This window comes from Devosia sp. RR2S18 (assembly GCF_030177755.1).
Classification (GTDB): domain Bacteria; phylum Pseudomonadota; class Alphaproteobacteria; order Rhizobiales; family Devosiaceae; genus Devosia; species Devosia rhizosphaerae.
Genome location: NZ_CP126539.1, coordinates 1,654,763 through 1,669,167, shown reverse-complemented (window position 1 = coordinate 1,669,167; position 14,405 = coordinate 1,654,763). Strand labels below are relative to the sequence as shown.

Genomic DNA, 14,405 nt, shown 5'->3' with positions numbered 1-14,405 from the left:
AAACCGAGAGCACAAGTCCATGATTCCGCGCTATTCCCGCCCCGAAATGGTGTCCATCTGGTCAGCGGAGAACCGCTTCGCCATCTGGTTCGAGATCGAGGCGCATGCCACCAGCAAGCTCGCCGAACTCGGCGTTGTGCCCAAGGATTCCGCGCAGAAGATCTGGGACGTGATGAATGCCCGCAAGGCTGAGGGTGGCGACTACGGTTTCGACGTTGAGCGCATCGACGAGATCGAGCGCACCACCAAGCACGACGTCATCGCCTTCCTCACTCACCTCAGTGAAATCGTTGGTCCGGACGCGCGTTTTGTGCACCAGGGCATGACCAGCTCGGACATTCTCGACACCACGCTGTCGGTGCAACTGGCGCGCGCTGCCGACCTGCTGATCGCCGATATCGATGCCCTGCTCGCGGCGCTCAAGCGTCGGGCCTTCGAGCACAAGGACACCATCACCATCGGCCGCTCGCACGGCATCCATGCCGAGCCCACCACTTTCGGCGTCAAGTTGGCGGAAGCCTATGCCGAGTTCAGCCGCAACCGGCAGCGCCTCGTCAACGCGCGCGCCGAGATCGCCACCGCTGCCATCTCCGGCGCCATCGGCACCTTCGCCAATATCGATCCCCGGGTTGAGGAATATGTCGCCGAGAAGCTTGGCCTTTCGATCGAGCCGGTCTCAACGCAGGTGATCCCGCGCGATCGCCACGCCATGTTCTTTGCCACTCTCGGCGTCGTCGCCTCCTCCATCGAGCGGGTCGCTGTCGAGATCCGTCACCTCCAGCGCACCGAAGTGCTCGAGGCCGAGGAGTTTTTCTCGCCGGGCCAGAAGGGCTCGTCGGCCATGCCGCACAAGCGCAACCCCGTGCTCACGGAAAACCTTACCGGGCTGGCACGCCTCGTCCGCGGCATGGTCACCCCGGCTCTGGAGAATGTCGCTCTTTGGCATGAGCGCGATATTTCCCACTCGTCCGTCGAGCGCATGATCGGCCCAGACGCAACGGTCACGCTTGATTTCGCCCTGGCGCGACTCACCGGTGTCATCGACAAGCTCGTCGTCTATCCCGAGAACATGCGTAAAAATCTTGACCTGCTGGGCGGATTGCACAATTCCCAGCGCGTCCTACTCGCCCTCACCCAGGCAGGCTATAGCCGCGAGGACAGCTATGCCGCAGTCCAGCGTAACGCCATGAAGGTCTGGGAAATGCGGGGCGACCGAACCGGGCAGTTTGCCCGGAACCTCAAGGACGATCCGGACGTAACCCTCAGCGATGCTGAGATCGACGCGATGTTTGACGATGGGTACCACCTCAAGCATGTCGACACGATCTTCCGCCGGGTGTTCGGGGATGCTGCATGAAGATTTCTGAGGCCGATATTCTAATTTTGCCTGGCCTGGGCGGCTCCAGTCCGGGCCATTGGCAACTGCGCTGGGCCGAGCGCATGGCCAATGCCGGTATTGTTGAACAGGCTGACTGGGATGAGCCAGAACTGGATGATTGGGCCGACACGATCGAGCAGGCAGTGCGCCTCGCCACTCGTCCAGTCGTGTTGGTCGCTCATTCCCTTGCAGTTATTGCGCTAGCGCATGCGGCCCCGCGCCTAGCGGACACCAATGCCCGCGGCGCATTTCTGGTCGCCGCTCCGGATATCGAGCTGCACCCAGACGTGCCAGAGGCGACGACCGCCTTCCGGCCTATCCCGCGCAACCCGCTCCCGTTTCCCTCTATGCTCGTGGCTTCCACCAACGACCCCTATTGCTCGGTTGATCGGGCGGTAGAGTTCTCCACCTGCTGGGGCTCGGACTTCCATCAGGCCGGTGATGCTGGCCACATCAACGTGGAATCGGGGCATGGACCCTGGCCCGAGGGACTCTTGATGTTCACACGCCTGATGCAGCGTCTCAGGCCATGAAAAAGCCCCGCGAGCTCAACGCTGCGCGGGGCTTTCTGAATCTGGCTGGCTAACAGACAATCAGCCCTCAGCGGCGACCTGCTCGTTGGCGGTCTGCTTAAGCTGCACCATCTTCTGGCGAATCACGCTGTCCTCCACCGTCAGGCCCTTGGCCTTGAGATCGGCCTGCACCTTGCGGAACACATCTTCGTCACCGGCTTCCTGGAAGTCTGCAGCGACGACCTCGGCGGCGTATTGGCGAGCTTCGTCTTCGGGAAGGCTCATCAGCTCAGCCGCCCAGATACCCAGGAGCTTGTTGCGACGGGCCTCTGCCTTGAACTGCTTTTCCGCATCGAAGGCGTATTTGGCTTCTTCGCCGCGCTGCCGATCGTCGAACCCGCTCATCTCATTCTCCCGCTTGGCTCACTGCGCCATTACCTCTGCGCATTCACGCACATAGGCTGTTCCCCCTGGCAAATCAACGTCCGCCCCTCTGCTGCGACCTTATGCTCTGGCTGCCTTTCCGCAATTAAGCGGCATGGCTACTATCCCCAGCCTGCACGCGAAAGAGCTTGCTTTTTTGGCCTGTTCTGGCGCATGAAGCGGCCCAATCACTCCCCTCTCCTTCATCGCCGGAATCTCCATGAACCGTCGCCGCAGAATCTATGAAGGCAAGGCCAAGATCCTCTTTGAGGGTCCCGAGCCCGGCACGCTGGTTCAGTATTTCAAGGACGATGCCACCGCTGGGAACGGCGCCAAGCACGAAGTCATCGATGGCAAGGGCGTCCTCAACAATCGCATCTCCGAGTTCATCTTCACCAAGCTCAATGGCCTGGGCATCCCGACGCATTTCCTGCGCCGCATCAACATGCGTGAGCAGTTGATCAAGGAAGTCGAGATCATTCCGCTTGAGATCGTCGTGCGCAATGTCGCCGCGGGCTCGCTGGTCAAGCGCCTTGGGCTCGAGCCAGGCACACCCCTGCCCCGCTCGATCATCGAGTTTTACTACAAGGACGATGCCTTGGGTGACCCGATGGTTTCCGAGGAACACATCACCGCGTTCGGTTGGGCCACGCCCGCTGAACTCGACGACATCATGAGCCTGGCGGTCCGCATCAACGATTTCATGACGGGCCTCTTCATGGGCGTCGGCATCCAGCTGGTCGACTTTAAGATAGAGTGTGGCCGCCTTTACGAAGGCGACATGATGCGTATCGTTCTGGCCGACGAGATCAGCCCCGACAATTGTCGCCTGTGGGATATCAAGACCCGCAACAAGATGGACAAGGACCGCTTCCGCGAGGATCTCGGCGGTCTGGTCGAGAGCTATCGTGAAGTCGCTCAGCGCCTTGGCATCCTGGTGGAAACCGAGAACGCGCTGACCACCGGCCCACGGCTGGTTCAGTAGAATTCGAGAGCAGAGATGAAGGCACGCGTCACCGTCACGCTGAAATCTGGTGTGCTTGACCCTCAGGGGCAGGCTATCGAGGGCTCACTCAAGAGCCTTGGCTTTCCCGGCGTTAACTCCGTGCGACAAGGCAAGGTGTTCGACATCGTATTCGAGGGAACCGACGAGTCAGACGCGCGTTCCCAGATCACCAGCATGTGCGAAAAGCTGCTGGCCAATACTGTGATCGAAAACTATTCGATCGAAATCACAAATTAACGCCTTCGGGCCATAACTTCAGGCGCGCCGCTGTGAGGCGCAGGACTGTATTTGCCATGCTCAAAACGCTCTCGCTCTCTGTAATGTTCTTCGCCACCATGGGCCTGCTGTTCGCAGCCTATGCGTCAGTTCCGGTCTGACCCAGACGCCATGCATTAGCGGTTCCGTTACCGCTTCCGCACATTTGCTGAGACTGCTGGCAAGCCGTTATCCCCTGGGTAGCGGCTTCGCCTTATCATGCGCCTCCAAACAGTCCTGGAGCGCGTCAGATGTCGGGAACCACAGATAGGCTCGAATGGGTGGATGTGGCCAAAGGCCTTTCCATTTTTCTCGTTGTAATGATGTACGCTGCCTCGAGCGTGGGTGAGGACACCGGCGGTGTCGGTGCCCTGCACTGGGCCGTCGCATTCGCCACACCTTTCCGCATGCCCGAGTTCTTTCTGATCTCTGGCCTCTTTCTGGCAAGCGTGGTCGACCGCCCCTGGCGCGCCTATACCGATCGCCGAATTGTCCACTACCTCTATTTCTATGCGCTCTGGGCGGTCATCCACATCGTCTTCAAGGTGGGGCTCCTAGCGACCAACCCCGTAGGCGCTGTCGAGCAGATCGCCTGGGCAATAGTCCAGCCTTATGGCGTGCTCTGGTTCATCTACATGCTCGCCGTGGTAAGCGCCGCTACCAAACTGCTACGGCAGATGAAGTTGCCCGTCTGGCTCGTGTTCGGCGCGGGCGCCCTGCTCCAGATCCTCCCGATCCACACCGGCATCTATGCCATCGACCAGTTTGCGGAATATTTCGTCTACTTCTACGGTGGCTATGTTTTGGCGCCGCAGCTTTTTCGCTTGGCTGGCTGGGCTAGGACCCACGCTGCTGTAGCATTTGCCGGGCTCCTGGCTTGGGCGCTGGTTAATGGCGTCCTCGTTTTCTCCCCCGGCTTCGCCATGCACCCCATCCACCCTGTCATGGGGCTGGCGGGCCTACCTGGCCTGCATCTGGTCCTTGCCTTCGCCGGTGCCGCAGCGCTTTGCGTCGCTGCCGCCCTCCTCGCCCGTATCCCCGCTATGGCCTGGCTACGCTGGCTCGGCTCCAGATCGCTGATCATCTACGTCGCCTTTGTGCTGCCCATGGGCGTGGCACGCACCATTCTGATCCGCGTGGGCATTGTCGAACCAACTGTCCTGAGCCTTACCACAATGACCATCGCCATCATCTGCCCGCTGGTCCTGTATTGGGCCGTGCAAAAGACCGGCTTTGGCCTCTTCATATTCGAGCGCCCTGACTGGGCACACCTGCCGGGGACCCGGCGCCTCCCGGCCAAGCAGCCGCTGACCACGCCGGCGGAATAGCCGCGCCCGAGACCGCCTTCTCACAGGGTTGGGAATAGCCGTTCCCAGCCCTTGCCTTTTCGCCCAAGACCCACCACAAGGGCCTCGCGCAACCCCTGACATTAGCGAGGACCAGCCGATGAAGGCAGCCGTCATCGTCTTTCCCGGCCTCAACCGTGACCGCGACATGGTCGGGGCGCTGACCAAGATTTCTGGAGAAGCACCCGCGACAGTCTGGCACCAGGAAACTGACCTCCCCCAGACCGACCTCATCGTGATCCCGGGCGGCTTCTCCTACGGCGATTACCTGCGCTGCGGCGCCATCGCCGCTCGCTCGCCCATCATGGACAGAGTGCGTGAACGCGCCGCACAGGGCGTCAAGGTCCTTGGTGTCTGCAATGGCTTTCAGATCCTGATCGAAGCCGGACTGCTCCCCGGTGCGCTGATGCGCAATCAGAGCCTCCGTTTTGTCTGCCGTGAGGTCAAGCTCGAGGTGGTGAACGCCGAGACGCCCTTCACCCGTGGGTACAAGCCGGGCGAGACCTTCCGCTGCCCTGTTGCGCATCATGACGGCAACTACTTTGCCGACGCTGCGACGCTGGATCGTATGTCAGGTGAAGGCCAGATCGCCTTCCGCTACGCCGAAGGCACTAATCCCAACGGTTCGATCAACGACATCGCTGGCATTTTCAACGAGCAGAAGAACGTCCTTGGACTCATGCCACACCCCGAGAACCTGATCGAAGCCGCCCATGGTGGCGAGGACGGCAGAGCCCTGTTCGCAAGTCTCCTGGATCACGCCGCCTGATGGAGCCACGCCGGCTGAACGCAGGCATCGGCCTCGTGATCGGCGCTGCCGCGCTGGTCCTTCAGTTCATGCTCTCCGTGCCGGCCACGGCAGATAGCCGCGGCCTCCCCTTCGCACTGCTGAGCTTCTTCTCGTTTTTCACCATCCTCAGCAATCTAACGTTGGTGCTGATCTACCTATCCGAGCTGACTTCCCATCGCTGGTTGGAATGGTTCCGGCACCCGGTCACCCGAGCCATGATGGTGGCGGTCATGGGTCTGGTGACGATCTTCTATCATCTCCTGCTGTCGGGGCTCTGGCAGCCAGAAGGCCTCTACCTCATCGCCGATCGACTCCTGCACTACGCCACGACGCTGATCTATTGGCTGTGGTGGTGGCGTTTCGTTCCGCATGGTCGCGTCGACTGGCGTGATCTGCCCACAATGCTGCTGCCGACACTAGTTTATTTCGGTTACATACTCCTGCGCGGCGCCTTTCTCAACGAGTACCCCTACCCCATTCTGGAAGTCGGCCGCCTGGGCTACGCCACCGTTCTCCTCAACGGCCTCATCGTTGCACTTGGCCTAGCCGTCCTCTGCGCCGTCACCATCGCCTTCGACAAGCTACTCGCCCGCAAGCCCCGGACAGTCTCATGACCTTCGACAATAACATCGCCATTACGCCGCAACTGGTTGCCGATCACGGGTTGAAGCCGGACGAATACGAAAAGATCGTCAGCCTGATCGGACGCGAGCCCAACTATACCGAGCTCGGCATCTTCTCTGCCATGTGGAACGAGCACTGTTCCTATAAGAGCTCCAAGAAGTGGCTCAAGACCTTGCCGACGACTGGGCCGCGCGTCATTCAGGGTCCGGGTGAAAACGCTGGCGTCGTTGACATTGGAGACGGCCAGGCTGTCGTCTTCAAAATGGAATCCCACAATCACCCGAGCTTCATCGAACCTTATCAGGGCGCAGCAACCGGAGTCGGCGGCATTCTCCGCGACGTCTTCACCATGGGCGCTCGTCCTGTCGCAGCAATGAACGCGCTGCGGTTTGGCGCCCCCGAACACGAAAAAACTAAGCACTTGGTCTCAGGCGTGGTTGCCGGTGTCGGCGGTTACGGCAATTCCTTTGGCGTCCCCACTGTAGGTGGTGAAGTCGAGTTCGATGAACGCTACAACGGCAACATCCTGGTCAACGCCTTTGCGGCGGGCCTCGCCGACACCGATAAGATCTTCTACTCCAAGGCCGAGGGTGTCGGCCTGCCGGTGGTCTATCTCGGCGCCAAGACCGGACGGGATGGAGTCGGCGGGGCGACCATGGCTTCGGCCGAGTTCGGCGACGACATTGAGGAGAAGCGCCCCACCGTGCAGGTCGGCGATCCGTTCACCGAAAAGCGTCTCCTCGAGGCCTGCCTTGAGCTGATGGCCACAGGCGCCGTCATCGCCATTCAGGATATGGGCGCAGCAGGCCTCACCTGCTCGGCCGTCGAAATGGGCGCCAAGGGGGACCTGGGTGTCGAACTCGATCTCGACAAAGTACCCGTCCGCGAAGAGCAGATGACCCCCTACGAGATGATGCTGTCCGAGAGCCAGGAGCGCATGCTTATGGTCCTCCATCCCGAAAAGGAGGCTGAGGCCCGGGCTGTCTTCGAAAAGTGGGAGCTCGATTTCGCGACAGTAGGCAAGACGACCGACGATTTGCGGTTCCGCGTCATGTGGCAGGGTAAGGAAGTGGCCAACTTGCCCATAAAGGAACTCGGCGACGAAGCCCCCGAATATGACCGCCCCTGGGTTGAACCTATAAAGCCTGCGCCGCTTGCCAAGGACGACATCCCCCGAATGGAAGTTGCCGACGCTCTGCTAAAGCTCATGGGCAGCCACCAAATTGCATCCCGGCGCTGGGTGTACGAGCAGTACGACACCATGATCCAGGGCAACTCCCTGCAGCGTCCCGGCGGGGATGCCGGTGTTGTCCGCGTCGAAGGCCATCCAACCAAGGCGCTCGCCTTCTCCTCGGACGTGACGCCGCGCTACTGCGAAGCCGACCCGTTCGAGGGTGGCAAGCAGGCCGTCGTCGAATGCTGGCGCAATCTCACCGCGACTGGTGCAGAGCCTCTCGCAGCCACCGACAACCTCAACTTTGGTAACCCTGAGCGCCCGGAAATCATGGGTCAACTGGTCCATGCCATCAAAGGTATCGGCGAGGCCTGTCGCGTGTTGGAGTTCCCAATCGTGTCGGGCAATGTTTCGCTCTACAACGAGACCAACGGCCGAGGCATTCTCCCCACGCCCACTATTGGTGGTGTTGGCTTGCTTCCCGACTGGAGCAAGATGGCACGCATCGGCTTCGCAGGCGCAGACCAGATGATCCTGCTGGTCGGTGCGCCGGCAGATCGGGGACACCATCTCGGCCAATCCATCTATCTGCGTGATCTCTTTGGCCGCAAAGAAGGCCTGCCGCCCCCCGTCGACTTGCAGCACGAGAAGCGGACCGGAGACTGGGTGAGAAAGCTGATCCGCTCTGGCGTTGCCACAGCGGTCCATGACCTTTCGGACGGAGGTCTGGCAGTTGGCCTTGCCGAAATGGCGGTTGCCTCTGGCATAGGCGCGGAAATAGTCGATCTTGAGGACACCGACCTCACTCTCCAGTATTTCTCGGAGGATCAGGGACGCTATGTCGTGACCGTCCACCTCGACCCGCAGGGTGAGGAGATTGCCACTCTCTGGGAGGAAGCCAAGGGACTTGGCATTCATGCGCCCTGGATCGGCACGACCGGTGGCACTGACCTCGTCTTGGGCAAAGCGCGTCCGCTTTCAGTTGCCGAACTGCGTAAAGTGCACGAAGCATGGTTCCCCAACTTCATGGACGGTGCGGTCGCCTGATTGGCGACTTTGCCATATGTTCGCCGCTGTTTAGCGCGTTCTGCAATCCGGGGCGCCTAAGCATAGCGGAGACTACAATGAACTTTCGACCGGTGATCGGCGGCCTCGTGGCTCTCACCCTGGCTCTTCTGCCGGCCGCCTCTCTGGCGCAGGGTATCAACGTCACACGATCCATTCTCGAGGATCAGCCGTTCACCATGATCTATCCCGAGACCATGGTGGCAAGCGGTGGCGCTGGAGAACCGCTGATCATCAATCATCCCGATGCCCCCCTGCAATGCGAGTTGACGATCGTTCCAGTGGACGATGCAGCCTGGTCCGCAGAGACGGCCCTCGCGTCCTTGAAAGAAGAGGATATTGCAGCTGGCTGGGCCGAGAGCTTGCCCGGCTTCACCTTGGCCAACAGTGCAACTGTGCCGTACCAGAGTGCCACCGCCCTCCTATATGAGGGTACGAGCTCTGACTCCCCGATGGGTGTTCCGCTGACCGTGTTTCATACCGAGACGGTGGACAACGGTCGCGGCTACAGCCTCGACTGTCTCTTTGCCACGGAAGTTGCCGAGCAAGCACGCCCTGTGGTTGATTTCATCATCGCCAACTTCTCGACGCGTGCGGACGCAGACTGCTGCGTCGGCCTGGAAGAGACGACCGAAGAGAGTGCTCCGGCGCAATGACGTTGAAGGCAGGCTTAGCCCGTCCTATCTTCGTAGAGTCGGCCAAGTCGACGATGGGTATAAGAGGAGTCTAACCATGCCGATGGATGCCAACGAGATCGAACGCCGGATCAAGGCGGCGCTGCCCGATGCACAGATCGAAATCCGCGATCTCGCCGGCGATGGTGATCACTACGCCGCCAACGTCGTTTCGGAGCAGTTCCGCGGCAAATCTCGCGTGCAGCAGCACCAAATCGTCTACGCTGCCCTGCAGGGTGACATGGGGGGAGCCCTGCATGCGCTGGCGCTACAAACCGGTGTTCCGGAGTAGGCAGTGAACAGTCTCCGCGACTCGCTTGATCTTATCCGCATGGTTCGCCCGCAGGCGGGCACGACGGCGCTGGAGCACGAGATTGCTGCCGAGCGCGCCAGCTCCCTTGGCGCTGCCGAGCAGCGGGTGGTGAAAGCTATTGCAGACCTCAATTCCGACGGATCCGATCACGTGAGCCGCCTTCATCACGCGCAGCAAGTGGTGTGGGCTTACTTCGTCCAGCGAGAACTGCTGGGCTTTAAGCGACACGGCGACGTCATCCAGGAACTGAAGATACCGGCACAAGTGTTGGCTGGTCTCGGCACAATGGCAGCGCCCCAGCGGTGAGCCGCGCGGTTATCTTCGATATCGATGGGGTGCTGATCAACGGCTATCACTCCAATCCCGCTCGTGTGGTCGCCTGGGACAAGGACTTGTTCACTGATCTGGGCGTCCATCCTGACGAACTGCGCCAGGCATTCACGTTTGACATCTTCGTCAAGCAAGTAATCATCGGGAAAATGTCTTTCATCGAGGCGATCGAGAAGCGATTGCCGGCGCTCGGCTATAAGGGCAGTCCAATGGACTTTGCTCGTTACTGGATTGAGAAGGACTCCAACCTGAATCAGCCAGTACTTGATATTGTCCGTAAGCTGCGCAAGCAGGACGACATCCGGCTCTACATCGCGACGAACCAGGAGCACCTGCGAGCCCACTGGCTCTGGTCTGTCCTGAAGCTCGGTGACCTGTTCCACGACATGTTCTATTCCGCCCGAATTGGCGCGCGAAAGCCGGAGCCCAAGTTCTTCGAGTTTATAGAGCACAAAATTGGGCGCCAGGAAGCTTCCCCATTGTTTTTCGATGACACGCCCAAGGTCGTAGATGCAGCCAAGGCACGGGGCTGGGAAGCAGTGCTGTTCGACACCCATGTTGATTTGACGAGGCACCCGTGGATCGCCGAACGGCTTGCGATCAACGTTTAGGTGTCGCTCTCGACAGCGCCGCGACCCTATCCTATCTAAGGCAGAACACCCCGGCACTTGACCCCGGCTAGCGAAAGGCTCCGCCCATGACCGACATCAATGCTTTCATCGACGACAAGGTGAAGACCAACGACGTGTTCCTCTTCATGAAGGGCTCGCCTGACTTCCCTCAGTGTGGTTTCTCCGGCCAGGTCGTCCAAATCCTGAACTATCTTGGCGTCGACTATGGCAGCGCTAATGTGCTGGAAAGCCAGGAACTGCGTGATGGTGTCAAGGCCTACACCAACTGGCCAACGATTCCGCAGCTCTACGTTAAAGGCGAGTTCGTCGGTGGCGCCGATATCGTGCGCGAGATGTTCCAAGCCGGCGAGCTGCAGACGCACTTTGAACAGGCCGGCATTCCGGTCAAGCAGAGCGCCTAGGCACTTTCAAGAGCTTAGCAACGCCGGACCCAAGGTCCGGCGTTTTATTTTGCCTCGAAGTCTGCGGAAAGCCGCAACTCCCGCAGGGGCCTGACCTGGCGGGTCGCTTCAGCGTAGATGGGATGCGCCTTGTAGGCCGCAAGAGCCTCCGCATCGGCGAACTCGGCATATACCACAACGTCCACCTCATTGGAGATCTGGTCCACCTTGCTGTTCCGCCGCACTTCGAAATGTTCTGAATGCGGAATGGTACCCAGAAGCGAGAGGCCATTGCATATGGCATCAAGATTCTGCGGCTCCTTGGCGGTGAAAAAGACGATGTGGCGGATCAACGATCAGGCTCCTGTTGCGCCGCGCTGTTTGGGTGCAACTGACGCTTGCGTCAACCCATCATCAGCATTGATCGGCTCCATTCCGCAATATTGCTTTGAGGATTGGGAGCACGGGCGTAAATAAATCGTCCAAGCTTGCTGGATGCGCATCATGACAACTGCCCTGCGTCGCCCCCCGGTTCCGTTGCCACTGGTCATCATCGCCGGCTGCATCATTGCGGCGATCGGCTTTGGGACGCGCGGCGCATTTGGCTTGTTCACCCTGCCAGTCACTGCAGATCTGGGTCTCTCCCGCGAGCAGTGGGGCATGGCCATGGCTATCCAAAACCTAGTCTGGGGCATCACCCAACCCTTCGCTGGCGGCTTGGCCGACCGCTATGGCAGCGCGCGAGTCCTGGCGTTCGGCGGGCTGATCTACGCCGTTGGGGTGCTCTGGATGGCGTTCTCGCCTACCCCGGGGCTGATGACCCTTTCAGCCGGTGTGGTCACCGGTGTCGGCATCGCCGTTGCGTCGTTCGGCGTCGTCATGGCGGCGTTCGGGCGGGTGGTTCCTCCCGAAAAGCGTAGCTTCGTCTTCGGCGTCGCCACGGCTGCCTCCTCTGCCGGACAGTTCGTCTTCGCCCCGATCGGCCAGGGTTTCATCGCCGCATTCGGCTGGCACATGGCGCTGGTCTGCATCGCCTGCATCCTGCTGCTGATCGTGCCGCTCGCTGCCGCGTTGCGCGGCCGCGCCGAGAGCACGCCAGGCCAAGCCGACCTACCGTTTATGCGCGCTCTGTCTATGGCCTGGGGGCACGGCTCCTATCGGCTGCTGGTCGTTGGCTTTTTCGTTTGCGGCTTCCATCTGGCGTTTATCAACGTCCACATGCCGGCCTATCTCGTGCAATGTGGGCTCAGCCCCGAGGTCGGTAGCTGGACCATAGCTGTGATCGGCCTGTTCAACATCGCCGGCTCGCTCCTCTCGGGCTATCTCGGCAGTCGCCTTCCAAAGCAGATGCTGCTTGCGACCATCTACTTCCTGCGTGCTTGCGCGATCGGCGGCTTCCTTCTGCTGCCTGTCAGCGAAGTCACCGCCTATGTCTTTGCTGCCGCGATGGGCTTGCTCTGGCTCTCCACTGTTCCTTTGACTGCCGGGCTTGTGACACTCTTTTTCGGACCGCGCTACATGGGCATGCTTTACGGCATCGCCTTCTTCAGCCACCAAGTTGGCTCCTTCTTCGGGGTTTGGCTGGGCGGTTATGTCTATGATGCGACCGGGGCCTACGATCTGGTGTGGTATCTCGGGATACTCCTGGGCCTAGGGTCTGCGGCGGTGCATCTACCCATCAACGAGCGTTCGGCGCCAAATTTCGTACTGAAGCCTGCTTAATAGTCCATCGGCAGGAACCCATCGTTTTCTGCCGATGTTACCCTTGCCAAGGTCCGGCTCCGGGTCCAAGGTTTGTCCTTGCTCTCCCAGCCGCCCCTCCTGCGGCGCGCTTTTTCTGAGATCTTTTCATGGCCGACCACTTTACGCGGGTTCTCTCCCGCCCAGAATTCATTGCACTTATTGCTGCCCTGATGGCGCTCAATGCGCTGGCGATCGATGTCATGTTGCCGGCTCTGCCTTACATGGGCGAAGCACTTGGCGTCTCCGACGAGAATGAGCGGCAGTTCGTTGTTTCGGCCTACATGATCGGCATGGGCGTGGCGCAGCTTGCTTTTGGGCCGCTCACAGATCGCTTCGGCCGGCGAGCGCCGTTGCTGGCGGGCATGGGCATCTATGTCGTAGCCGCGGTAGCCGCCGTGTTTGCTCCCACATTCACGACGCTCCTGGTGATGCGCTTCATTCAGGGAATGGGTGCTGCCAGCGTGCGCGTGATTGCAACCTCTGTGGTGCGCGACCGCTATTCCGGTCGGGAGATGGCAGAGGTCATGTCTCTGACCTTTATGGTCTTCATGGCTATCCCGATCATCGCGCCCGGCATCGGGCAGATTCTGCTACTGACCGGCCCATGGGAAATGATCTTTCTGTTCATGGGCGGCCTTGCCACAGTCTTTTGGCTGTGGACCTTCTTCCGACTGCCCGAGACGCTGCCCCTCGACGCCAGGCGGCCCCTCACGATCGCTGGCGTGATCGACGGATTCCGAATCGTCTTTACCCATCGGGTGGCGATTTCCTACGGTCTTGCTGGCATGTTCCTGTTTGGCGCGCTGTTCGGGTTCATCAGTTCTTCCCAGCAGATCTATGTCGACATCTACGGTTTGGGCGTCTGGTTTCCAGCCGCCTTTGCCGGTGTAGCGGCTCTGATGGCCGTGTCGTCCTTCACCAATTCACGCATAGTGCGTCGCCTCGGAATGCGCCGGATTTCCCACGGGGCAGTGCTGGTCTTCTCCATCGGATCGGCCGTCTGGCTCGCCTTCGCCAGCGCCGGCTACTTACCGTTTCCCCTCTTCTTCGGCCTGCTTTGCATCATCATGTTCAGCTTCGGCTGGGCGGCCTCGAACATGAACTCGCTGTCCATGGAGCCGCTCGGTGCTGTGGCGGGAACGGCCGCATCCGTCTTCGGCTTCATCCAGACTGTGGGCGGCGCGGTTATCGGGAGCTATATCGGGCAGATGTTCGACGGCACGACGATACCCACCGCCATGGGCTATTTCTTCATGGGCGTGTTGACGCTCATCTGCATTCTCGTTGCCGAACAGGGCAAGCTGTTCGGCGTTGGACAGGAATTTGCGAAAGCTGACATGACCCAAGAGGTTGCTCACTAGTTGCTGGCAGCAGTTTTCGTTGCCCGGCTGACATCGGGGAGGTTGTGGACGTAGAGCCGGTAGTCCGGCGAACCGTGGGACACATCCCGCCCCCTGCTGAACCAGAGCCTCTTTGGTGAAGACCGTCTGCAGATCCAGTCCGTTTCCGACTAAGCCGGCAGCGCGTGTGCTTGTCTGCCCGACCCGGTAACGCCTCGGGGTCCAAATCACTTTCTTCCAAATGAAACAGGGCGACCCCCTGCTCCATCTGGTGCCCATGAACCGGCTGTTCGTTGCTACGGCGCAGTGTGATAGAAGACAGCGGCAGTTTACCTCTAATTGGGCGGCAAGGATAAGCGGAGTAACTTCGCTCTCAATTCGGCCGCCGGTGCTCCGTCTAACAGCGACCTAAGAGGTTTG

General features: G+C 60.3%; 17 protein-coding genes. 15 read left to right on the top strand and 2 right to left on the bottom strand.

The genetic code is table 11. The features are described from left to right. Positions 1 to 19 precede the first annotated feature (19 nt). Together purB and QOV41_RS08150 are read left to right on the top strand one after the other, a co-directional pair. Entirely contained in the window at positions 20 to 1,357 is a 1,338-nt protein-coding gene (purB, locus tag QOV41_RS08155) for an adenylosuccinate lyase (protein ID WP_284580701.1), read from the top strand. Continuing rightward, positions 1,354 to 1,911: an RBBP9/YdeN family alpha/beta hydrolase gene (locus QOV41_RS08150; protein WP_284580699.1), complete on the top strand. Its 558-nt coding sequence runs from the start codon at positions 1,354 to 1,356 to the stop codon at positions 1,909 to 1,911. Before purB ends, QOV41_RS08150 begins: the two co-directional genes overlap by 4 nt. Before the next feature lie 60 nt (positions 1,912 to 1,971). On the opposite strand, the gene QOV41_RS08145 is transcribed toward QOV41_RS08150, so the two are convergent. Then, positions 1,972 to 2,295, bottom strand: a complete 324-nt coding sequence (locus QOV41_RS08145) for a DUF1476 domain-containing protein (RefSeq protein ID WP_284580698.1) — start codon at positions 2,293 to 2,295, stop codon at positions 1,972 to 1,974. A 238-nt stretch (positions 2,296 to 2,533) separates the two neighbouring features. Between QOV41_RS08145 and purC the strand changes: the two genes are divergently transcribed. The 11 genes from purC (at position 2,534) to grxD (ending at position 10,923) form a co-directional block, all read left to right on the top strand. Next, entirely contained in the window at positions 2,534 to 3,298 is a 765-nt protein-coding gene (gene purC, locus QOV41_RS08140) for a phosphoribosylaminoimidazolesuccinocarboxamide synthase (protein ID WP_284580696.1), read from the top strand. A 15-nt stretch (positions 3,299 to 3,313) separates the two neighbouring features. Further along, positions 3,314 to 3,556 (top strand): phosphoribosylformylglycinamidine synthase subunit PurS, encoded by a 243-nt coding sequence (gene purS / locus QOV41_RS08135; protein WP_284580694.1) that lies wholly within the window; start codon positions 3,314 to 3,316, stop codon positions 3,554 to 3,556. 269 nt (positions 3,557 to 3,825) lie between these two features. Next, on the top strand, positions 3,826 to 4,902 hold the full coding sequence (locus tag QOV41_RS08130; protein ID WP_284580692.1) for an acyltransferase family protein: 1,077 nt from the start codon (positions 3,826 to 3,828) through the stop codon (positions 4,900 to 4,902). A gap of 118 nt (positions 4,903 to 5,020) precedes the next feature. Further along, positions 5,021 to 5,689, top strand: coding sequence for a phosphoribosylformylglycinamidine synthase subunit PurQ (gene purQ / locus QOV41_RS08125; protein ID WP_284580691.1), 669 nt, complete (start codon positions 5,021 to 5,023; stop codon positions 5,687 to 5,689). Then, a complete protein-coding gene (locus tag QOV41_RS08120; protein WP_284580690.1) occupies positions 5,689 to 6,324 on the top strand; it encodes a Pr6Pr family membrane protein in 636 nt (211 codons plus the stop codon). Before purQ ends, QOV41_RS08120 begins: the two co-directional genes overlap by 1 nt. Continuing rightward, entirely contained in the window at positions 6,321 to 8,555 is a 2,235-nt protein-coding gene (gene purL, locus QOV41_RS08115) for a phosphoribosylformylglycinamidine synthase subunit PurL (RefSeq protein WP_284580689.1), read from the top strand. Before QOV41_RS08120 ends, purL begins: the two co-directional genes overlap by 4 nt. Before the next feature lie 77 nt (positions 8,556 to 8,632). Next, positions 8,633 to 9,229 carry a hypothetical protein gene (locus QOV41_RS08110; RefSeq protein ID WP_284580688.1) on the top strand — a complete coding sequence of 199 codons (597 nt, stop codon included), beginning with the start codon at positions 8,633 to 8,635 and terminating at the stop codon, positions 9,227 to 9,229. Between the two features lie 76 nt (positions 9,230 to 9,305). Continuing rightward, positions 9,306 to 9,539 (top strand): BolA family protein, encoded by a 234-nt coding sequence (locus tag QOV41_RS08105; RefSeq protein WP_284580687.1) that lies wholly within the window; start codon positions 9,306 to 9,308, stop codon positions 9,537 to 9,539. 3 nt (positions 9,540 to 9,542) lie between these two features. After that, complete coding sequence (locus tag QOV41_RS08100) at positions 9,543 to 9,866, top strand: DUF6665 family protein (protein WP_284580686.1); 324 nt, start codon at positions 9,543 to 9,545, stop codon at positions 9,864 to 9,866. Further along, positions 9,863 to 10,501: an HAD-IA family hydrolase gene (locus QOV41_RS08095; RefSeq protein WP_284580685.1), complete on the top strand. Its 639-nt coding sequence runs from the start codon at positions 9,863 to 9,865 to the stop codon at positions 10,499 to 10,501. Before QOV41_RS08100 ends, QOV41_RS08095 begins: the two co-directional genes overlap by 4 nt. A gap of 86 nt (positions 10,502 to 10,587) precedes the next feature. Further along, positions 10,588 to 10,923, top strand: coding sequence for a Grx4 family monothiol glutaredoxin (gene grxD, locus QOV41_RS08090; protein ID WP_284580684.1), 336 nt, complete (start codon positions 10,588 to 10,590; stop codon positions 10,921 to 10,923). A 44-nt stretch (positions 10,924 to 10,967) separates the two neighbouring features. On the opposite strand, the gene QOV41_RS08085 is transcribed toward grxD, so the two are convergent. After that, on the bottom strand, positions 10,968 to 11,255 hold the full coding sequence (locus QOV41_RS08085; RefSeq protein WP_284580683.1) for a Dabb family protein: 288 nt from the start codon (positions 11,253 to 11,255) through the stop codon (positions 10,968 to 10,970). Positions 11,256 to 11,406: 151 nt separating this feature from the next. On the opposite strand from QOV41_RS08085, the gene QOV41_RS08080 reads away from it, so the two are divergent. Together QOV41_RS08080 and QOV41_RS08075 are read left to right on the top strand one after the other, a co-directional pair. Further along, on the top strand, positions 11,407 to 12,624 hold the full coding sequence (locus tag QOV41_RS08080; RefSeq protein WP_284580682.1) for an MFS transporter: 1,218 nt from the start codon (positions 11,407 to 11,409) through the stop codon (positions 12,622 to 12,624). Between the two features lie 128 nt (positions 12,625 to 12,752). After that, positions 12,753 to 14,006 carry a multidrug effflux MFS transporter gene (locus QOV41_RS08075; RefSeq protein WP_284580681.1) on the top strand — a complete coding sequence of 418 codons (1,254 nt, stop codon included), beginning with the start codon at positions 12,753 to 12,755 and terminating at the stop codon, positions 14,004 to 14,006. The last annotated feature ends 399 nt before the right edge of the window (positions 14,007 to 14,405 follow it).